Raw genomic sequence first — 20,275 nt, forward strand, 5'->3', positions numbered from 1 at the left:
CTAGTGTCGAATCATCATAGCCGCTCGACCCTTTCAACGGAGCATGGACATGCGTATCGGCATTATCGGAGCAGGTTTTATCGGGCGCGCCGTGGCGCAACTGGCCCTGGCGGCGGGGCATGAGGTGATGCTCAGCAACTCCCGTGGCCCGCAGACCATGAGCAGCGTGGCCAGCGGCATTCGCGGCAGCCGCATCGGCAGCGTCGAAGACGCCGTGCAGTTCGGCGAGCTGGTGCTGGTGGCCATCCCGCTGGCCCACTACCGTAGCCTCCCCGCGGCCCTGCTGGCCGGCAAGACGGTGCTGGACGCCAATAACTATTACCCGTCCCGCGACGGTCATATCGAGGCCCTGGACCGCTTCGAAACCACCACCAGCCAATTGCTCGCCGAGCACCTCGAAGGCGCCAGGGTGGTGAAGGTGTTCAATGCCATCCTCGCCCAGGACCTGCTGACCGACGCCCGCCCCAGTGGCGCCCCTGATCGCCGCGCCCTGCCAATTGCCGGCGACGATCCGCAGGCCAAGGCGCAGGTCGTGCAGTTGCTCGACGAGCTGGGTTTCGACACGGTCGATGGCGGCGGCCTGGCGGACAGCTGGCGTTTCGAACGGGCCAAACCGGCCTACTGCATCCCGCTGGATAAACCGGGGCTGCGCGCGGCCCTGGCGCAGGCGCAACGAGAAGTCGAACTGCCCGAAGGCTGGTGGCGCTCCTGACGCCAAGGCATGCAGCGTTCCGCGAGCGCAAAAAAAAACGACCCGTTCGGGTCGTTTTCATAGGTTTGCCTGTGTGCCGGTTCGCCTTCGCTCAACTGGCCCAGCCACCCGCATGCAGGTGCCAGCCATCGCCGCGACGCTCCCAGAACGGGTGCACATAATGGTACCCGGGACGCAACGCCTCCCAGTGACCATGGACCGCCACATACTGTCGGCCATCCCAGTGCCAGTAAGCCCGGGACCAGACATAACCCGGGCGATGCATGGGCTCGACTTCGATGACTCGCACCGGCGGTGGTTGTGGTGCAACCACCTCGACGTATTCCACCGGCGCCGCGCGTTCGACCACCCGCCGCTCATGCACCACCCGTTCCTGCACACACCCGGAGGCCACTACGACCACCGCCACCAGAGCCGTGTAACGTAACAACATGCTGCCTCCCCGGCGCTTGACGCCGACGCGTGAACTACTGACAACGCCCCCTGCAACCACCCGGCTCCTGCCAGGCGTAAGACGTGTTTTAACAGCTCGAAACTGTCTGCTAGCTGAACCTGATAGCAGCAGGCAGATAGCGGCAGCAAGGTGGCGATAAACGGCCAGTCAGCGGCGGCAGATCAGCGTCCTCGGGCGTCGAAATCCGCCCGGGTCATCTCGAAAAACTTGCTCGGCAGCCCCTCGAACTCGCCATCGCGCACAAAACGAAAACCCAGCTTGCGCGCCACCCCCAGCGAGGCCTCGTTCAAGGCATGGGCATCGGCGACGATGCGCTCGACTCCAGCCCCGAGAAAAGCGTGCTCGACAATGCGCCCCGCCGCCTCGGACGCAACACCCCTGCCCCACGCCCGGCGCACCAGGCGCCAGCCCATTTCCAGTTCCGGGCCGACAGCCTCGTAGGGAATGAACGACACCCAGCCGAGAAACTCCTGCGGCGCGGACTTGGCAAAGATCGCCCAATAGCCGCAATGCTCACCAAAATCGCGCTCCATACGCGAACGCACGAAATCGCGGTGCTCCTCGCCACCGTCCCAGGGGCCGGGAAGGTAACGGGTGACGTGCGGATCGAGGTCCATGGCGATGCACGCCTCGAAGTGTTCGAGGGTACGCGGGCGCAGCAACAGGTTGGGGGTTTCGAAGTGAAGGTTCATCAACTGGATATCCGTATTCGCCGAGGGTAAAAACGCCGCAGTGAAAGTAGCAGGCTGGCGTCGGAATCGCCGGATATCCGTAGCAGAACGTCCCCCTGACACGCAGATACCTGTAGGAGCGAAGCTTGCTCGCGATAAAGTCGTCACAGGCGCCACTGCGTCCAAGCAGTTACCTCGTCTTGGAGGCCACCGACGCTATCGCGAGCAAGCTCGCTCCTACAGATCGCGGTTACTGCACCAACAGCGCCTGGATATCGTTGAACAGCGCGCGGGGGATCTTTACGCCGTGTTGCGCGCTGCGGGCCCTGGCTTCGAAACGCCGCTGCGACGGCAGCCGCGCGCCCTGCCCCGTGATGGCTGCGAACAGTCCTTCGGCGCGTTCCAGACCTTTCTCGTAGTCCGGCCCCAGAAACACCTGCGGATCGAACGCCAGGATCAGCTCGCCATGGCAAGGCGCGGCGCCGACGCCGGCGTCGAAGGCCATGGACTCGGCGCTGGTGAGGTCGCCGATCAGCGCGCCGGCCAGCAGTTCGATCATCGCCGCCAGGGCTGAACCCTTGTGCCCGCCGAAGGTTTGCATGGCGCCTTGCAGGGCTGCCCTGGCATCTGTGGTTGGTTGGCCCTGGGAATCGATAGCCCAGTGTTCGGGGATGGCCTTGCCTTGGCGCGCGTGCAGTTCGATATCGCCGCGGGCGATGGCGCTGGTGGCGAAGTCGAACACGAACGGCTGGCCCCCCGGCCGTGGCCAGGCGAACGCCAGGGGGTTGGTGCCGAACACCGGCTTGCTGCCGCCGGCCGGCGCCACCCAGCTGTGGCTGGGATTCATGGCGATGCCCACCAGTCCCTCGGCGGCGATGGCCTCGACCTCCGGCCACAGAGCGGAGAAGTGAAAACACCGCTTGATCGCCATGGCCGCCAGCCCCTGGCTGCGGGCCTTTTCCGCCAGCAATGGCAAGCCGGTCTGGAACGCCAGCAGGGAATAACCGTAGTGCGCATCCACCTCCAGCACGCCCGCGGAAATAGACCGCAGGCTCGGCTCGGCCAGCGGGTCGACCTTGCCCTCGCGCACGGAGCGCACACAACCCAGCAGGCGGTACACCCCGTGGGAATGGCACTCGTCGCGCTGGCCCTGGGTGATGACCTCGGCAATGGCCCGGGCATGAGCATCGGACAGGCCGTGGCGGGTCAACACCTTGAGGGACAGATCATGGACTTCGGCGAGGGAAAGAGTGACGAGATCGGACATGGGGCTTGTGCTCCGATAAAAACCGTGGGGGCCGGGAAACCCGGCCCTATGGGGTTGAGGGTGAGAACGCCGCAGGCCTGCGGCAGCGGCTACAACGGGCGCTCGCCGTTGAGACGCTGTGGAACCTGCCAGGGGTTGTCGTTGCGCAAAGCCTGCGGCAGCAGTGCTGGCGGCAAGTCCTGGTACGACACCGGGCGCAGGAAACGCTGGATCGCCAGGCTGCCCACCGAAGTGGTGCGCGTGTCCGAGGTGGCGGGGAACGGCCCGCCATGGACCATGGCATGGCCGACTTCGACCCCGGTGCCAAAACCGTTGACCAACAGGCGACCGGCCTTGCGCTCCAGCAACGGCAGCAGTTCCCGGGCTTGCGGATGGTCGTCGTCACTCAGGTGCAGGGCGATGGTCAGCTGACCTTCCAAGCTCGCCAGCAGCGCTTTCATCTGCGCGGCATCGCAGCAACGCACGATCAACGAGGCCGGACCGAAGACCTCCTCGCGCAGCGCAGCGCGGGCCATAAAGGCCTCGGCCGATGTGGCGAACAGCGCGGCACGGGCCTGATAACGCTGGCCATCGGCGCCCTGCCCCAAGGGCTCCACCTCGGCATGCCGCAGCAACCGCTCGACACCCTGGCAGTAGCTGGCGTGGATGCCTGGCGTCAGCATGGTCTGCGCCGGCGCCACCTTGAGCACGGCTACCGCCGCGGCTTCGAATGCGCGCAACGCCAGGCTGTCGACCGCGAGAAGCAAACCCGGGTTGGTACAGAACTGCCCGGCGCCCAGGGTCAGGGAACCGACAAAGGCCTGGGCGATGGCTTCGCCGCGCTCGGCCAGCGCATTGGCCAACAGCAGTACCGGGTTGATCGAACTCATCTCGGCATAGACCGGGATCGGCTCCTCGCGGGCCGCGGCGATCTTCATCAACGCCACGCCGCCGCTGCGCGAACCGGTAAAGCCCACGGCCTTGATCCGCCTGTCCGCCACCAGCCCCTGGCCGATGCCGCGGCCGGCATCGAACAGCAGCGAGAACACCCCTTCCGGCAACCCGTGGCTGTGCACCGCCTGCTGGATCGCCTGGCCTACCAGTTCCGAGGTGCCGGGGTGCGCCGAATGCGCCTTGACCACCACCGGGCAACCGGCGGCCAGTGCCGAGGCGGTGTCGCCGCCGGCCACGGAAAACGCCAGGGGAAAGTTCGAGGCGCCGAACACCGCCACCGGCCCGATGGCGATCTGGCGCAGGCGCAGATCCACCTTGGGCAAGGGTTGGCGCTCCGGCTGGGCCGGGTCGATGCGTGCCTCCAGGAAGCTGCCGTCGCGCACCACCGCCGCGAACAAACGCAGCTGGCCTACGGTGCGCCCGCGCTCGCCTTCCAGGCGGGCACGGGGCAGGCCGGTCTCGCTCATGCAGCGCTCGATCAGCTCATCACCGAGGGCGAGGATGTTGCCGGCGATGCTCTCCAGCAACGCCGCCCGTTGTTCCACGCTGGTTTCCCGATAGCGGTCGAACGCCGCTTCGGCTAGGGCGCAGGCGCGCTCCAGGTCGTTCGGGCCGGCGCCGCCAAAACCCGGCGCCAGGGCCTCGCCGGTAGCAGCGACCAGCGCATGCACTTCGCCGTGGCCACCCCGCACGCGGGATTGGCCGATCAGCAGTTGTCCTGTTACAGGCATGGGTTACCTCTCTGAATAAATGGCGTGAGCTGAATGGATGCCTGGGCCGTGCTCATTCGTCTGCCCCTTCCAGCAGCAGCTTGCTGCCTGGCACCCCGGTATTGGCGCCCCAGTAGTAGATGCACAGGGCCATGAGGGTGACGACCAGGGTGTCGTAGGGGTGAGTGAGCACACCGATCCCGCCGAAGCTGCCCAGGTAGGAAATGACCATGGTCAAGGCGTAAAAAGCGATCAGCCACAGGGACGAGCGCACCTGTTCGGTCAGGCTCAGGTGGTCGGTGGGCACCAGGCGCTTGCAGCCCAGGTAGATGACGAACATCAGGATCTGCAGGCCCAGCAACCAGGACACCGTGCTCCAGCCGGACCAGTAGACGATCAGCGCAGCGATGACGAAGGACACCGGCCCCAACAGGCCGAAGCCACTGACCCGGAACGGCCGCGGCAGGTCCGGCGCACTCTTGCGCAGCGCCGCCACGCTGATCGGGGCAATCGCATAACTGAGCACCAGGGCCGCCGACACCACATTGATCAGCGCTTCCCAGGACGGGAACGGCAAGGTCCAGAACACCGACAGGCCGAAGGTCAGCCACAGCGCCGGGCGCGGGATGCCGGACTGCTCGTCGATGCGGGTGAAGATCTTGAAGAAGGTGCCGGTCTTCGCCCAGCCGTACACCACCCGTGGCGTGGCGTTCATGTAGATGTTGCCGCAGCCGCTGGGGGAAATCACCGCGTCCGCCACCACCAGATAGGCCAGCCAGCCGACGCCCAGGGTCAGGGCGATGTCGCGGTACGGCAGGGAGAATTGCTTGCTGATGCTGCTCCAGCCGTTGGCCAGCATATCGGTGGGAATGCTGCCGAGGAACGCCAGTTGCAGCAGGCCGTAGATCAGGGTCGAGAGCAGGACCGAAAGGATCAGCGCGATGGGAATGGTGCGCTGTGGATTGCGCACTTCGCTGGCCACCGAAATGATCGGCGTCAGCCCCAGGTAGGCGAAGATGATGCCGCCGGCTGAGACCGCCATTTCGATGCCGGACAGCCCAAAGGGAGCAAAGCCCTGGACGTGGAAATTCTCTGGTTTGAAGAAGGTGAACAGCACGCCGATGACCAGCAGCGGTACCACGAACTTGAACAGGCTGATGAGGTTGTTGGACTTGGCGAAGGTCTTGACGCTGGAGTAGTTGAGCCAGAAGAACAGGCACAACAGGGCGAACTGCACCAGCCAGCCGAGAAGGGTCGGGTTGCTGTTGCCGGCATGGGTCAGGCCCGGAAACCAGGCCGCCGCGTATTGCCGCGCCGCCACCACTTCAATGGCCACCAGGCTGGAAAACGCAATCAACGTGATAAAGCCCATCAGGTAGCCCAGCAGCGGCCCGTGGGAGAACACCGGATAACGCACCACCCCGCCGGCTCGCGGCAGGGCCGCGCCCAGTTCGCAGTAGACGATGCCCAGCAGCAGGACGGCGAAACCGCCGAGCAGCCAGGAGAAGATCCCCGCCGGCCCGGCGATGGCCGAGACATGGCTGGCGGCGAACAACCAGCCGGAACCGAAGATCGCCCCCAGGCCGATGAAGGTGAGGTCAACCAGAGAGAGCTGTTTCTTGAATTTGCCTTGGCCTGACATAGGCGCGCCTTCTTATTGAGTTATTGGAGTAGGCAGATCGAATGTCGCGCCGGCCTCCTGCGAGCAGGCGGCCGACGGGGTGAAACACGGCACTGCGCGAGTGCCTGATGGTTCTTCTCGTGGACCAGACCACCCCGCGAGCCACTGCGCGGGGCGGCCTGTCGGCTGGCTTACAAACCGACGTCCGGCAACTGCGGACGCTCGGCCAGGGCCTTGGCGACTATCGCCTTGACCTCGGCCAGGGTCTCGCCCTGCAGGGCCAGGCGCGGTGGGCGGGTGATCGAGGAGCCGCGACCGACCAGTTCTTCGCAGAGCTTGATGCACTGCACCAGGTCCGGACGCGCGTCCAGGTGCAGCAGCGGCATGAACCAGCGGTACAGCGCCAGGGCCTCTTCGAAGCGTTTTTCCTTGGCCAGGCGGAACAGCGTCTCGCCCTCTTTCGGGAAGGCGTTGGACATGCCGGAGACCCAGCCTTCGGCGCCGACGGCGATGCTTTCCACCACCACGTCATCCAGGCCGGCGAACAGCACGAAGCGGTCGCCCACGGCATTGCGCAGGTCGATGAAGCGCCGGGTGTCGCCGGAGGAGTCCTTGAAGCAAACGATGTTTTCGCAGTCCTGCAGGGCGATCAGCACGTCCGGGGTGACGTCGCTTTTGTAGATCGGCGGGTTGTTGTAGACCATCACCGGCAAGTCGGTGCCGGTGGCAATGGCACGAAAGTGCGCGGCGGTTTCATGGGACTTGGCCGAATACACCAGGGCCGGCATGACCATCACCCCGTCGACCCCGACCTTGGCCGCTTCGCGCACGGTGTTGCGGGCGAACTCGGTGGTGAACTCGGCGATCCCGGCGATCACCGGCACGCGGCCGCCGGCAGCGTCCTTGGCGACCTCGATCACCGAGAGTTTTTCCGCGGTGCTCAGCGAGGTGTTTTCACCCACGGTGCCGCACACCACCAGGCCCGACACACCGTCGGCCACCAGGTTGCGCATGACGCTGTGGGTGGCGTCCAGGTCCAGGGAAAAGTCGGGTTTGAACTGGGTGCTGACGGCAGGGAACACACCGCTCCAGTGGATGGCTTTACGGCTCATGGTCTTGTCCTTATGGGTTGAGTCGGTCGGGGCCGACAGGCGTTGGAAACGAAAAACAGATTCCGCCTTTCACCGCCCTGGAGCTTGAGGTTTTTCCCGCTCAAGCAAGACGAAATCGGCACATTTGCCCAATCGCCCACATACCTTTCCTGCGCTTTTTCCCGCAGAACCATGCCCCCTGTAGCCGCTGCCGCAGGCTGCGATCGGCTGCGCAGCAGACGCAGAACCTGTATCCCCGGTCTTTCTGTCACACCGCGCCGTCCGATCTGGCGGACGCTGTGCGTCCGTGCGCAGCCTGCGGCAGCGGCTACAGGGTTGGCGGAAAACCCCACTGTGCCGATTTCGTCATCCGCCGCAGAGAAAACCCACAAGCGATGCAGCCCTTTCACGAGCCAATCTGTAGGCCTTTTCCGTCAGGTGCTGCCATGAAAAAAATAACCGTCATCGATTCACATACGGGGGGCGAGCCGACTCGCCTGGTTGTCGACGGCTTTCCCGATCTGGGCAGCGGTTCGATGGCCCAGCGGCTGGCCGTCCTGCAAGAGCGCCACGATCGCTGGCGCACGGCCTGCGTGCTGGAACCCCGGGGCAGCGACGTGCTGGTGGGGGCCCTGCTGTGCGAACCCCAGGCGGCGGATGCCTGTGCCGGGGTGATCTTCTTCAACAACAGCGGTTACCTGGGCATGTGCGGCCACGGCACCATCGGCCTGGTGCGTTCGCTGTATCACCTGGGGCGCATCGAACCCGGCGTGCACCGCATCGAAACCCCGGTGGGCACCGTCAGCGCCACCCTGCACGACGACCTCTCGGTCAGCGTGCGCAACGTGCCGGCCTACCGTTACCGCAGCGACGTCGAATTGCAACTGGCCGGCCACGGCACCGTCCGTGGCGATATCGCCTGGGGCGGCAACTGGTTCTTCCTGATCAGCGAGCATGGCCAGCGCATCGCCCTGGGTAACGTCGAAGCCCTGACCCACTACGCCTGGGCCGTGCGCGAAGCCCTGGAGGCCGCCGGCATCAGCGGCGCCGACGGTGGTGTGATCGACCATATCGAGCTGTTCGCCGACGACCCGCAGGCCGACAGCCGCAACTTCGTGCTGTGCCCCGGCAAGGCCTACGACCGCTCCCCCTGCGGCACCGGCACCAGCGCCAAGCTGGCCTGCCTGGCCGCCGACGGCAAACTCGCGCCCGGGGCGATTTGGCGCCAGGCCAGCGTGATCGGCAGCCAGTTCAGCGCCAGCTACGAGCCGGCAGGCGAGCAGGTCATCCCGACCCTTCGCGGCACCGCTCATATCAGCGCCGAAGCCACCTTGCTGATCGAAGACAGCGACCCTTTCGGCTGGGGCATCGTCTCGTGAGCCAGCCGGCCGAAGCCGACGTCCTGGTGATTGGCGGCGGCATAGTCGGGGCCGCCTGCGCCCATGAAATGGCCCGCCGCGGCCTGCGGGTGCGGGTGCTCGACAACGCCCGCGGCGGCGCCACCGGCGCGGGCATGGGCCACCTGGTGGCGATGGACGACAACCGCGCCGAACTGGCCCTGAGTCACTACTCCATCGGCCTGTGGAACCAACTGCGCGCGCAGCTGCCGGCCACCTGCGCCTACCGCAATTGCGGCACCCTGTGGCTGGCCGCGGACGCTGCGGAAATGGACCTGGCCCGGGCCAAGCAAATCAACCTGGCCCAGCACGGCGTGGCGGGCGAATTGCTCGACAGCGCGACCCTGGCTGCACTCGAACCCCTGTTGCGCAAAGGGCTTGGCGGCGCCCTGAAGATCCCCGGCGACGGCATTCTCTACGCCCCGGCCACCGCCCACTGGCTGTTGCACAACACGCCGGGGATCAGCTGCGAGCGGGCCACGGTCAGCGCCATCGCCGACCACCGCGTGGAGCTGGATGACGGCCGCGTGCTGCGTGCCGAGTACGTGGTGTTGGCCAACGGTCTGGCGGCGAGGAACCTGCTGCCGGAGCTGCCGTTACGGCCGAAGAAGGGCCACTTGCTGATCACCGATCGTTACCCCCGGCAGGTGTCCCACCAACTGGTGGAGCTGGGCTACGCCGCCAGCGCCCACGCCAGCAACGGCACCTCGGTGGCGTTCAATGTGCAGCCACGGCCGACCGGGCAATTGCTGATCGGCTCGTCCCGGCAGTTCGACAGCCTCGACCCGGCCATCGAACCCGAAGTACTGACCCCAATGCTGCAACGGGCCGTGGCCTATCTGCCGGGGCTCGCGCAATTGAACGGCATCCGCGCCTGGACCGGCTTTCGCGCCGCCACCCCGGACGGCCTGCCGATCCTTGGCCAACACCCACGCCACACAGGCCTGTGGCTGGCGGTTGGGCATGAAGGCCTGGGCGTCACCACCGCCCCCGGCAGCGGCCGGCTGCTGACCCAACTGCTGCTCGGCGAACGACCAGATATCGACGCCCAGGCCTATCGCCCCGCACGCTTCGCCGAGCTGAACGCCTCCCTGACTGGAACCGCCCCATGATCATTTACCTGGACCGTCAGGCGCTGACCGTGCGCGATGGCCTGAGCGTCGCCGCCGCCGTCGCCGCCAGCGGCGACCCACGTACCCGAACCTCCTGCAGCGGCCAGCCCCGGGCGCCCTTCTGCGGCATGGGCATCTGCCAGGAATGCCGCATGACCATCGACGGCCGGCGCCAACTGGCCTGCCAGACCTTGTGCCGCGAAGGCATGCACGTGGAGCGCACGCCATGAGTCAACAGCGCCTGAGCTGCGACATCCTTATCGTCGGCAGTGGCCCGGCCGGCCTCGCGGCGGCCCGGGCAGCGAGCCGCAGCGATCTCTCCATCGTCCTGCTCGACGACAACCCGCGCCCCGGCGGCCAGATCTGGCGCAACGGGCCGGGCGTCACGCTCGCCGGCATCGCCCGCGACGCCTTGCAGGTGCTGGAGCATCCTCGGTTGCGTTACCTGCCGGGCACCCGGGTGGTGGCCGGCGCCGGCGCCAATGCCCTGCTGCTGGAAAATGCCGAGCAGGCTTTGCTGGTCCGCTATCAGAGCCTGATCCTGTGCTGCGGCGCCCGCGAACTGCTGCTGCCCTTCCCCGGCTGGACCTTGCCCGGCGTGACGGGCGCCGGGGCTTTGCAAGCCCTGCTGAAAAACGGCCTGACGGTCGCCGGCGAGCGCGTGGTCATCGCCGGCAGCGGGCCGTTGCTGCTGGCCAGCGCCGCCACCGCGCGCCAGGCCGGCGCCCGGGTGCAGGCGGTCCTGGAACAAGCCCCGCTGGCCGCCCTGGCGACATTCGCCGCAGGGCTCTGGCGCTGGCCGGCCAAGCTCGGCCAGGCCGCCGGGCTGGCCACTGCGGCCTATCGCTGGAATACCCATGTGCTCGAGGCCCTGGGCGAAGATCGCCTGCAAGCGGTGCGTATCCAGCAAGGCGAGCAGGTTCGGGAAGTACCCTGCGAACGTCTCGCCTGCGGTTTCGGGCTGGTGCCCAACACCACCCTGGCCAGCCATCTCGGCTGCCAGCTGCAAGCCAACGCGATTGCGGTGGATCATTACCAGGGCACCAGCCTCGCCCAGGTCTACGCGGCCGGCGAATGCACCGGAGTCGGAGGTAGCGAACTGGCGAGGGTCGAAGGCGAGATCGCCGGGCTGGCCGCCAGCGGGCAGACCCGGGAGGCCACCGCGCTGATCCAGCGCCGGGCCCATTGGCAGGCGTTCGCCGAGCGAGTGAGTGAAACCTTCGCCCTGCAACCGGCGCTTCTGCGCCTGGCGCGAGCTGATACGCTGCTGTGCCGCTGCGAGGATGTGCCCTACGCCGCCGTGGCTGGCGAAGCGAGCTGGAGCGAGGCCAAACTGCACAGTCGCTGCGGCATGGGCGCCTGCCAGGGGCGAGTCTGCGCCACGGCGGCACAGGCCCTGTTCGGCTGGGCCGCGCCGACGCCACGAGCGCCCCTGGTGCCGGCGCGGATCGAAACCTTGCTGATGGAATCGCCGACACCCGGCGCGAAGTGAAACGCAGACCGTTGCCGCGAGCCGCACGCCAACGACGCCGCGCAATTCAAGGATGAGCCAGTAGACCCAAAGTCGCGGGGCGCGCCCCGTCCCACAACAAGAGCAGCCCTTGATGATCGATACCGCTCAGCTGCACCGCCTGCCCGACGCCATCGCCAGCCAGGCGCCCGAGGATATTCACGGCCTGCTGGGCAGCATGGCCCTGGTGATCCCGCTGCTCGACACCCTGCCCAACGCGGTGTTTTTCATCAAGGACCTGCAAGCCCGCTACCTCACCGCCAACCTGACCCTGGCCCAGCGCTGCGGCTTCAAGAACGTCGCGCCGCTGCTGGGCAAGACCTCGGCCGAGGTGTTTCCCGCCGTGCTCGGCCCGGTCTATACCGAGCAGGACCAGCGCGTGCTGCGCCAGGGCGTCACCATCAAGGGCCAGCTGGAACTGCACCTGTACGGCAGCCGCGAACCCGGCTGGTGCCTGACCCACAAGCTGCCGCTGCACGGGCGCGACGGACGGATCATCGGCATGGCCGGCATCTCCCTCGACCTGCAGGCCGCCCGCGACGCGCACCCGGCCTACGAACGCCTGGCCGCGGTGGACCGGCATATCCGCGAGCACTACAACGAAGCCATCCGCCTCGACGACCTGACCCATATCGCCGACCTGTCGATCGCCCAACTGGAGCGCTACTGCAAACGCATCTTCCACCTCACCCCACGGCAGATGATCCACAAGGTGCGCCTGGAACACGCCTCGCGCCTGCTGCTCGGCGAACTGCCGATCACCGACGTCGCCCTGCAATGCGGCTACACCGACCACAGCGCCTTCAGCCGCCAGTTCAAGGCGCTGACCGGCGTCAGCCCACGGCAGTTCCGGCAGAACGCCGCGCATTGAGCGAAGTGTTTGCCCACCACCTGCTCATTCGCGGTAAAAGGTCGTGTACCCGAACAAAGTGTCGAACCCCGCCTTCCGGTAGATCGACAGCCCCTCCTGGGAGGCCTCCAGCACACACAGGCTCACCCCCTGTTTTTTCGCATACGCCAGCGCGTGTCGAATCAGTGCGCTGGCATAGCCCCGGCCCTGGTATTCGGGCCGGGTGCCGATATCATCCAGACGCGCCACCGCCTGCCCCAACGACAGGGTCAGCGAACTGACGGGCCGCGACTGCTCATACAGGGTGAAATGCCTCAACGGTTGGCCGTTTTGCAGCGCCACCCGATGCCGGGCCAGGTATTGCCCCGCTCCCGCATCACCCGACTCGAAGGCACTTTCCACGGGATCGGCCCAATCCTCGAGCTGCTCATCGGTACGGCGAATGTCGAAGCTCACCGCCACATCCGGTGGCAATTCATGGACGCTCAGATCGACCCACATCGACGTGGTTCTATCGCCTTCCAACAAGTGCTGCTCCAGCAGCAGCTCACGGACCTGCGCCACCAGGTTATCGTGCACAACCACACAAAAAGGCAGCCCCGCGCGTTCAAGAAATCCGATGCCTGCAAGCACCCCCACGGCCAGGTCCGGCCCTGTTCGCTTGACGAACAGCAGGTTCAGACTGCTGGCGACGACACCCGTGCAATACGCCGCAAGACTATCGTTAAAGTGCCAGTTTTCTTGTGAAATGGCCGAGAAAAAAAGGTCCTCTGCCTGATGATAGAGAGCGACCGTACGGGACTGCGTAACGCTGGACATCGTGTTCACTCCTAAATCTGCTCGCGCCCCCTGTGTCGCGCTCTTCAATCCACGGTAACCCCGAGCACCCGGGCCCTCCAGAAAAATTCTGTTTTAGAGTGTGAAGGTGTGTGTTCGTCGATAGAGCAACCGGATCCGCCGGCGCGAAACCAGCCTGTCGCAGAGCTTCGAAAGCGCGGTGGTGTTCTACAAGTTCATCAGTGGCCAGGGCAACGGCCCCCCACTCCACGCAAGGCCACCGCCTGAATGGCGGTTACCAACACCGGCAACCCTTCGGTGCCCAGCTGTCAGAAAGTGGACAACGACTACTGGTCGTCCGAAATCCTGGCCTGCGGCAGTTCCGGCAGAATGCCGCGCATTGACCCCGCCTACCGGCCTACTCGGTCCAACCCCGGCCAAAACAGGCTGTGGCCGGCCAGAGGTCCTTTTCCCTCGCAAGGGCACAGAAGGCACCCGGATGAATTTCGTGAACGCCAGGACTTGCGATGAATTATGATGCGCGCCCTTTCGGCTCGCGTTTCAGCGCAGGCTCACAGCGCCACCCTTCGTTCGCCATCCAAGGCCAGGAACCCTGCATGCTTCACCTCAGGAGCTTCACCCGAACGCTGCATCGGCAGCAGATCGATGGCGTGACCTTCCATTTCGATCCATCCCATCGGCACGAACTGGACCCGCTGCTACGGCGTTTTCTGGCCAAGCCCGAGCAATATCCCACGCTGGATATTCCGGAAGACACGCGGGGCGTGTTCCTGCTCGAAGGCGAACGCCAATGGGTGCTCAAGCACAACCGCCTGACTCACTGGAAAAAGCAGCTGCAGAACTTCCTCGGGCTCAAGCGCAGCTTCGGCCTGCACGACCTGACCAATGAATTCATCAACCTGTCGGTGGTGTCGGGCAAATCCGCCCTCTCGCCCCAGGTCTCGGCGTTTGGCTACAAGGGGCGTTTTCCATTCCTGCGCGAAGAGTACTTGCTGGTGGGTTTCTGGGCGGACCATTGCAGCGTCGACGAGCGCCTGCTGGCCCATCCCGAGCAGGCTGAAACCCTGTTGTCGGCGATCTTCCGGCTGTTCGGCCAGATGCTCGACGACGACTTCGTGCACATGGACCCCCACCCGAAAAACATTCTGGTCGCCGCCGATGGCCGCCTGCGCCTGATCGACTTCGAGTGCTGCGCCCACTCGGTACTCGATCGCGACTTCAGCCTGGGTTTCCTGCTGGGTTACTTCTACCGCTTCTGGTTCCGGCGCTTCATCTCGCAGCAGGATTACGACCGGCTTTGCGAGGCCTACCTGAACGCGGAGCACCCCAACCTGGATCGCACCGTCTTCCAGCCGGTGTACCAGCGCTTTCGCGACCAAAACGTCTCACGCAGCACGCGCTACCGCATCCTCACCTGCGCCCGGGCACAAGCGGCGTTCCAGCGCGAAATCAGCGGCTCCTGAAGCCAGTCCACTACCCCGCTCATACCGCTCTCGACAAGCGAAGGCGGGGAGTCAGGCTGGTAGAGAATTGACTGGCGGCCGAACGGATGCAGCCCCTGACTGCAGCCAGAGGGCCAATCATAAAAAAGAATTTTCCCTCTACCGCCGCTGTCTGAATTTCAGATGCCGCCGCACAGGGGAAACGTCAATGAAATTCGCCAAATTCTCGCAGAAGCTGTCGCTGTGGGCCGGCAGTCCCGGGACCTTTCTGATTGCGCTGGCATTGATTGCGATCTGGGGCATGAGCGGGCCGGTCTTTGGTTTCAACGATACCTGGCAGCTGGTCATCAATACCTCTACCACCATCATCACCTTCCTGATGGTGTTCCTGATCCAGAACACCCAGAACCGCGATAACGACATCCTGCACTTGAAGATCGACGAACTGCTGCGCGCCACCAAGGATGCGCACAATGCGTTGCTGAGCCTGGATGGGCTGGATCTCGAGCAGTTGGAGAAGCTACGCCAGGAATACAAGGAAATCGGCGAGGGCGAGCCCTTGAAGCTGGATGAGCTACCGCCGGAGCAACAGCAGAAGCCGAGTTGAATCGATGCTGAAAATGCCAGGGAGAGACAGCGACACCGGACGCGGTGCGCCTTCAGGTTAGGCCCGAAGGCGCATCGGTGGTGGGACGGCACTCAGCCATCCAACTGATCCAGGGGCCGGCCAGCCTTGAGGGCCTTGGCCATTTGCAGGTGATTCTGCAGTTTCGGCAGGGTCTCTTCGGCGAAGGCCTTGAGTTCGGGGACCTCGGTGATTTGGGCCTGTTGCTGGACTTTGGTTCGATCTAAACACTTAACAAAAGACCATATACTCAATCTGAAACATTCAGATCTATAACCTGGAGCACTGCGTACACTCCTGGGCAAGATACAAGCCATGGAAATTGTTGCGCTGGATAGCCTTACGGCCAAACAGGCGTTCAACAGCATAGAAGAACTCCAATCGTTCTTGCCTGCCAATATCAAAGCCCAGGCTGCGTGATACCGGGCATATAAAAAATTTAACGGATTAAATTTCTGTGCACACCTCTTTCAATTCAACGGCGCGGTCAGTCTGGTCCTTTGTGGCCTTGGGGGTATTACTCATACTTTCCGAAGCCATCTACGACCTGGTATTCGCCAACCTTGCCTACTCCATCAGCGGAACGACGCTGGCCGTTACCACCACCTACGCCATCGGCTATAGCGCTGAAATACTGGTGACCTTGCTAGGCGCGGGTTTTATCGATCGTTTCAACAAATGGAAACTGTTCATTGCCACGCAACTGGTAAACATCGCGGTGTTTGCCCTGGCCGTTCTTGTCCTTCGGGTCTACGACCGCTCCGTGGAATGGGTGTGGTTTTTTGCCTTCTTCGTCGACCTGATCCATCAGTATTCACGGCTGATCCTGTTTGCCTTGATCCCGTTCCTTTTCACTGCTGGCGACATCCCCAGAATCAACGGCCTGCTCGCCACCTTCAATGGCGTCGCCAGGACCCTGGGGCCGGTCATCGGGGCCCTGGTCATTTTCAACGTCGGCTTGTCGATCTCACTGCTGGCCTCCATTGCCTTCATGCTGGCCGCGCTCGCCTTGACGATCAGCCTGAGTACCTTGAATGGGCAAACCTCGCCCCTCGATATTGCCAGCACCTCGTTTGTCCAACGTTTCCAGGAAAGTGTCACCGGCGCTTCGAGAGCCACCATCGATCTATTGCGCGCTCCACGGTGGCGGTATTTCCTCGCATCTTATGCCACCTGCCTGCTGGTGGTCAGCGTGCTGGCGCTCCTGTGGGTCCCCCTGCTTCGGGGCTTTCATGGGTTTTCCGAAGTGCAGACCGGCTACCTGTTCTCCGTTGGAGCGGCAGGTGCCATAGCCGGCGGACTCGCCTTGCGCGCCAGTGGCCAGGCCTCCCGGGTGCCGAGCACGATATTGCTGTCGCACCTGATCATGATCTCGGGGGTCTGCATCACGTTATGCCTGCGCGGCAATATCTGGCTCGCGGGCACCGGCATGTTCGTATTCCAGTTCGGTACCACGCTGTATTTCCGTACCACGGCCAGTGCCATCCAGCTCACCGTGCCCAAGGAAATCATTGGTAGCTGGTATGGCTCGATAGACTTCATCAGCCGCTTTGCCGGACTCGTGGGCATCCTGTTGGCGGGCTGGGCCTACGACAGGCTCGGGACCTACGCCATCTACTCGATACTCTTACTCTTGCTGGCACTGAGCAGCTTCAACTGGCGCGGCAGTCGCCAGGCTCGCTGGCTGGTCAATACCTGAGGCGGCACACCGCCGCTCAACCATCCAACTGATCCAGGGGCCGGCCAGCCTTGAGGGCCTTGGCCATTTGCAGGTGATTCTGCAGTTTCGGCAGGGTCTCTTCGGCGAAGGCCTTGAGTTCGGGGATCTCGGTGATTTGGGCCTGTTGCTGGATCTGCTCGATGGCTTCTTCGGTGGCCTTGACCTGGCTCTCGGCATAGGCGGCATCGAAGGTTTCGCCTTCCGGAACCTCGGGGATCAGCGCCTTGGCCTTGCTGATCACTTCTTCCCGGGGCGCTACGGGCAAGTCGAGTTTCCTGGCGATTTTCGCCAGGTGCTGGTTGGCGGTGGTGCGGTCGTTGATGACCACGATGGTGTAGTCCTTGACCGCCTTGGAAGAGGTCTTCTGGTGGGCCAGGCGACTGGCCTCGATATCTGCCATGCCCTTGGCCGAAGCCTCATCGATAAACTCCGCGGGGGACTGGGCGAACGCCGCGCTGGCACTCAGGCCGAGCAGCAGCGCGAGGCAGGTGCGGGACAGATGGGTGGCCATGAAGCTCATGGTGTCGGCCTCCTTTGATCAGTTGACGGCGCACGGCGCCTGCACAGAGTGAGAGTTTTCAGGCCATCGAAGGTTTGAAAAAGTTGCATCGGCCACGACGAACGGTTGGCAAAAAAACGGTCTGATCGGCCGTTTCTTTCAGGCCCGGGACGGGCTCCGCTGGGCGCGCTTGGCCGCGTACATCGCCTCGTCGGCGTGCTTGAACAGCTGCTTTTCGTCATGGCCGTGTTCGGGAAACAGGCCGATACCGATGCTCGGCAGAATGCTCAGTTGATGGCCATCCAGGCGCAGCGGCTCGTCGAGCGCCCGGCGAATCTTTCCGGCGACGATGCCGGCATCTTCCGCATGCTGGATACAGCCGAGCAGCACCACGAACTCATCGCCACCGATCCGCGCCACGGTGTCGCTCTCGCGCACGCAGGCCTTGAGGCGGTTGGCCACCGCCTGCAACAGCATGTCGCCGACGGCGTGGCCAAGTGTGTCGTTGACCTGCTTGAACCGGTCCAGATCGACGTAGAGCAAGGCCATGCGCCCGGACTCGCGACGGGCACGGGCCAGGGCACTGCGCAGGCGCTCGCGGAGCAATTCGCGGTTGGGCAACTGGGTCAGCTGGTCGTACTGGGCCATGTACTGCAGGCGCACATGCAGCTGCTTGCGCTCGATGGCGGTGGCGAGCTGAGCGCAGACGTATTGCAACAACTCCTTGTCCTGCTCGGTGTATTGCTCGTCGCCCGGCGCGCTCTTGACGATCAGCGCGCCGATGGTGCCTTTCTGCGAATTGAGTGGCACCCCGAGCCAGCAGGGCGAGTACGGGTCGGCGGCATCCGACAGCGGTGACAGCGGCCCATAATTGCCGGGAGTCAGCAGCAACGGCTGGCCACTGCGGATCACCTCGGCGCACAGGCTGCCGGTCAGCGTGCCCGGCTGCTCCGGGCAGCGCTCGCGGTCGTCGACGTGATAGGGAAAGCTCAGCGCCTGGCATTGCTCGTCGTACAGCGCCACGGAGAAATTCAGCGCCGGCAGCCATTCACCGATGATCCGGTGCACGCGCCGGAACAACGCCAGCAGGTCCTCGGTGGCATGGGCCGCTTCGGAAATCGCATACAGCGCCGCCTGCCGCGACTCGGCCTGCTTGCGCTCGGTGATGTCGCGGGCCACGGCGATGCGCAGCTGGTCGACCTCGGACCAGCGCGCCGACCAGAGGATATGCGCGACCTGCCCGTCCTTGCGCAGGTAACGGTTCTCGAAGTTGGGCATGGATTCGCCAGCCATGATCCGCTCGGCGGCCTGCAGCGTGCGCAGGCGGTCCGCGGGGTGCACCAGCTCGATCATGCGCCGGCCGACCAGTTCGTCCGGCGTGTAACCGAAAATCCGCTCGCAGGCGGCGCTGACGAAGACGAAACGGCCTTCCACATCCACCGCACAGACGGCGTCCAGCAGAAGGTCGATGAAACTGGCCAGGGGCGCGGAGTTGTTGGTTGCCATCAGGGAACGACACTGCCTGTGAAGATAAAGCGCCGAGTATCAATCCCTGGTTCTGGCAGCGGCGCAGGGCCGCTGCGGGTCCGTGGCTGTCGCAACCTTGCGGACAGCCTTTATGCCTTGTTCGCCAGCAATCCCGGAACGGCATGCAGCAAGGCGTTGATGGCAAACCCGATGAACATCACGCCGCAAAGCCGGGTGATCGCCAGCTCGTGGCGCTGATACAGGGTCCGCACCCGCCGCGCACCGACGATGCCAATCAGAATAGCGTATGCGCCGATACCGCCGAGGAAACTGAGGAAGATCAGCCAGGGCAGCATCGACCAGTTGAGCAGCTCGGCGCGACTGGACAGCAGTGCGGTGAACGTCGCCACGGCCACCGGGTACGCCTTGGGGTTAGTCAGGCCGAACAGGATGCCGTGCCAGAACGGCTGGCGCGCCGGGCCCTGGGGTTCCTGCCCGTTGCTGCGCTGGCTGCGGATCGCCCGCAGGCCGAGCCAGAACAGATAAAGGCCGCTGAGCACGCCGAGCACATCGAAGGCCGTGCTGCCGATCTCCCGCGCGCCGACGATGGCGATCAGCGCGGTGCTGCACCAGATCACGTCGCCCAGCAGATGCCCGCAGAGAAAGCCGGCCCCGGCCCGCCGCCCGCGCGCCGCGCCGATACCGAAGACCGCCAGCACGCCCGGTCCGGGAGTAATGCCATAGATAAAGCCCGAGGCGAGAACGGCCAGTAACAGCGAAGAGGTCATGCCACACTCCGAAGCGCCGAAGGTGGCGCGGTTTTGATCGCAGGATTCTGCCGGCTTGTGCGCCCCCGCACCACCCCACCAGGGTCGCCATAACGACAGCCAGCCGTCTTGAAGCGGCGGCGAGCGGTCATTCGTCGGTAAAGATCGTCATCCCGGCATAGGGCTGCTGCCGGCAGGCGCGCAAACGCGAGGCCAGATCGCCGACATGGGCTTCCAGCGGGTGGCCGTCGGGGTCGAGGAAATAGAACGAGGCGCCTTCGCTGCGGTTGTCGCGCCACTCCCGCACGCCAGCAGCCCGCAGGCGCTGGACGAACGCCAGGAAATGCCCGGCCTCGATGCTGAAGGCGTAATGGGTGTAGTCCGGCACTTCGGCCGAGCGGCGCGACGGGTCCAACGACAGGCACAACCACAGGCCCGGCAGCGACAGATAGGCGCCGCTGTCCCAGCTGGCATCCAGGCGCAGGCCCAGCAGGTCGCGGTAGAACCCCAGGCTGCGATTCAGGTCGGTCACGGCGAGGGTCAGATGGTTGAGGCCGGTGAGCATGTCTTGGATACCTTTGAGTCCATCGCCTCGCCAGTGGCCAGCACGACTAACAGACGAGCCAACA

General features: G+C 64.7%; 20 protein-coding genes and 2 pseudogenes. 10 read left to right on the forward strand and 12 right to left on the reverse strand.

Annotation, left to right across the window (positions count from 1 at the left end; all coding sequences use genetic code 11):
• Nucleotides 1-49: 49 nt before the first annotated feature.
• Nucleotides 50-712: an NADPH-dependent F420 reductase gene (locus BM019_RS05455; RefSeq protein WP_085530054.1), complete on the forward strand. Its 663-nt coding sequence runs from the start codon at nt 50-52 to the stop codon at nt 710-712.
• A 91-nt stretch (nt 713-803) separates the two neighbouring features.
• On the opposite strand, the gene BM019_RS05460 is transcribed toward BM019_RS05455, so the two are convergent.
• The 6 genes from BM019_RS05460 to BM019_RS05485 form a co-directional block, all read right to left on the reverse strand.
• Nucleotides 804-1,145: a YXWGXW repeat-containing protein gene (locus BM019_RS05460; protein WP_009042559.1), complete on the reverse strand. Its 342-nt coding sequence runs from the start codon at nt 1,143-1,145 to the stop codon at nt 804-806.
• A 182-nt stretch (nt 1,146-1,327) separates the two neighbouring features.
• Entirely contained in the window at nt 1,328-1,858 is a 531-nt protein-coding gene (locus BM019_RS05465; protein ID WP_092417797.1) for a GNAT family N-acetyltransferase, read from the reverse strand.
• 229 nt (nt 1,859-2,087) lie between these two features.
• The gene (locus BM019_RS05470) at nt 2,088-3,104 is read right to left on the reverse strand and encodes an Ldh family oxidoreductase (protein ID WP_092417798.1); all 1,017 of its coding nucleotides are present in this window, start codon (nt 3,102-3,104) and stop codon (nt 2,088-2,090) included.
• A gap of 89 nt (nt 3,105-3,193) precedes the next feature.
• Entirely contained in the window at nt 3,194-4,768 is a 1,575-nt protein-coding gene (locus tag BM019_RS05475) for an aldehyde dehydrogenase (NADP(+)) (protein WP_092417799.1), read from the reverse strand.
• Between the two features lie 52 nt (nt 4,769-4,820).
• The gene (locus tag BM019_RS05480; protein ID WP_092417800.1) at nt 4,821-6,389 is read right to left on the reverse strand and encodes an APC family permease; all 1,569 of its coding nucleotides are present in this window, start codon (nt 6,387-6,389) and stop codon (nt 4,821-4,823) included.
• 170 nt (nt 6,390-6,559) lie between these two features.
• Entirely contained in the window at nt 6,560-7,480 is a 921-nt protein-coding gene (locus BM019_RS05485) for a dihydrodipicolinate synthase family protein (RefSeq protein WP_092417801.1), read from the reverse strand.
• Between the two features lie 425 nt (nt 7,481-7,905).
• Between BM019_RS05485 and BM019_RS05490 the strand changes: the two genes are divergently transcribed.
• The 5 genes from BM019_RS05490 (at nt 7,906) to BM019_RS05510 (ending at nt 12,349) form a co-directional block, all read left to right on the forward strand.
• Nucleotides 7,906-8,838 carry a 4-hydroxyproline epimerase gene (locus BM019_RS05490; protein ID WP_092417802.1) on the forward strand — a complete coding sequence of 311 codons (933 nt, stop codon included), beginning with the start codon at nt 7,906-7,908 and terminating at the stop codon, nt 8,836-8,838.
• The gene (locus tag BM019_RS05495) at nt 8,835-9,968 is read left to right on the forward strand and encodes an NAD(P)/FAD-dependent oxidoreductase (protein ID WP_092417803.1); all 1,134 of its coding nucleotides are present in this window, start codon (nt 8,835-8,837) and stop codon (nt 9,966-9,968) included. The genes BM019_RS05490 and BM019_RS05495 overlap by 4 nt, the downstream gene beginning before the upstream one ends.
• A complete protein-coding gene (locus BM019_RS05500) occupies nt 9,965-10,198 on the forward strand; it encodes a 2Fe-2S iron-sulfur cluster-binding protein (protein WP_085530046.1) in 234 nt (77 codons plus the stop codon). The genes BM019_RS05495 and BM019_RS05500 overlap by 4 nt, the downstream gene beginning before the upstream one ends.
• The gene (locus BM019_RS05505; RefSeq protein ID WP_092417804.1) at nt 10,195-11,460 is read left to right on the forward strand and encodes an NAD(P)/FAD-dependent oxidoreductase; all 1,266 of its coding nucleotides are present in this window, start codon (nt 10,195-10,197) and stop codon (nt 11,458-11,460) included. The genes BM019_RS05500 and BM019_RS05505 overlap by 4 nt, the downstream gene beginning before the upstream one ends.
• 112 nt (nt 11,461-11,572) lie before the next feature.
• On the forward strand, nt 11,573-12,349 hold the full coding sequence (locus BM019_RS05510; protein ID WP_009042549.1) for an AraC family transcriptional regulator: 777 nt from the start codon (nt 11,573-11,575) through the stop codon (nt 12,347-12,349).
• Nucleotides 12,350-12,373: 24 nt separating this feature from the next.
• Here BM019_RS05510 and BM019_RS05515 read toward each other — a convergent pair whose 3' ends face one another.
• On the reverse strand, nt 12,374-13,147 hold the full coding sequence (locus tag BM019_RS05515) for a GNAT family N-acetyltransferase (RefSeq protein ID WP_092417805.1): 774 nt from the start codon (nt 13,145-13,147) through the stop codon (nt 12,374-12,376).
• A gap of 127 nt (nt 13,148-13,274) precedes the next feature.
• Here BM019_RS05515 and BM019_RS30980 point away from each other — a divergent pair.
• The 3 genes and pseudogenes from BM019_RS30980 to BM019_RS05530 form a co-directional block, all read left to right on the forward strand.
• Nucleotides 13,275-13,483, forward strand: a pseudogene (locus tag BM019_RS30980) (AidA/PixA family protein); the annotation flags it as partial.
• A 239-nt stretch (nt 13,484-13,722) separates the two neighbouring features.
• Nucleotides 13,723-14,589, forward strand: coding sequence for a phosphotransferase (locus BM019_RS05525; RefSeq protein ID WP_092418009.1), 867 nt, complete (start codon nt 13,723-13,725; stop codon nt 14,587-14,589).
• 187 nt (nt 14,590-14,776) lie between these two features.
• A complete protein-coding gene (locus tag BM019_RS05530; protein WP_062823429.1) occupies nt 14,777-15,175 on the forward strand; it encodes a low affinity iron permease family protein in 399 nt (132 codons plus the stop codon).
• A 92-nt stretch (nt 15,176-15,267) separates the two neighbouring features.
• Here BM019_RS05530 and BM019_RS05535 read toward each other — a convergent pair.
• Nucleotides 15,268-15,420 (reverse strand): annotated as a pseudogene (locus BM019_RS05535) (DUF4142 domain-containing protein); the annotation flags it as partial.
• 230 nt (nt 15,421-15,650) lie between these two features.
• On the opposite strand from BM019_RS05535, the gene BM019_RS05540 reads away from it, so the two are divergent.
• Nucleotides 15,651-16,892, forward strand: coding sequence for an MFS transporter (locus BM019_RS05540; RefSeq protein WP_225970762.1), 1,242 nt, complete (start codon nt 15,651-15,653; stop codon nt 16,890-16,892).
• 16 nt (nt 16,893-16,908) lie between these two features.
• Here the strand turns inward: BM019_RS05540 and BM019_RS05545 are convergent, their stop codons facing one another.
• From BM019_RS05545 to fos, 4 genes are all read right to left on the reverse strand, one after another.
• On the reverse strand, nt 16,909-17,433 hold the full coding sequence (locus BM019_RS05545; protein WP_092417806.1) for a DUF4142 domain-containing protein: 525 nt from the start codon (nt 17,431-17,433) through the stop codon (nt 16,909-16,911).
• Nucleotides 17,434-17,571: 138 nt separating this feature from the next.
• On the reverse strand, nt 17,572-18,918 hold the full coding sequence (locus BM019_RS05550) for a sensor domain-containing protein (protein WP_009042540.1): 1,347 nt from the start codon (nt 18,916-18,918) through the stop codon (nt 17,572-17,574).
• Nucleotides 18,919-19,028: 110 nt separating this feature from the next.
• On the reverse strand, nt 19,029-19,667 hold the full coding sequence (locus BM019_RS05555; protein ID WP_009042539.1) for a LysE family translocator: 639 nt from the start codon (nt 19,665-19,667) through the stop codon (nt 19,029-19,031).
• A 127-nt stretch (nt 19,668-19,794) separates the two neighbouring features.
• A complete protein-coding gene (gene fos, locus BM019_RS05560) occupies nt 19,795-20,211 on the reverse strand; it encodes a fosfomycin resistance glutathione transferase (protein WP_092417807.1) in 417 nt (138 codons plus the stop codon).
• Nucleotides 20,212-20,275: the final 64 nt, after the last annotated feature.

Source organism: Pseudomonas sp. NFPP07 (assembly GCF_900115645.1).
Taxonomy (GTDB): domain Bacteria; phylum Pseudomonadota; class Gammaproteobacteria; order Pseudomonadales; family Pseudomonadaceae; genus Aquipseudomonas; species Aquipseudomonas chlororaphis.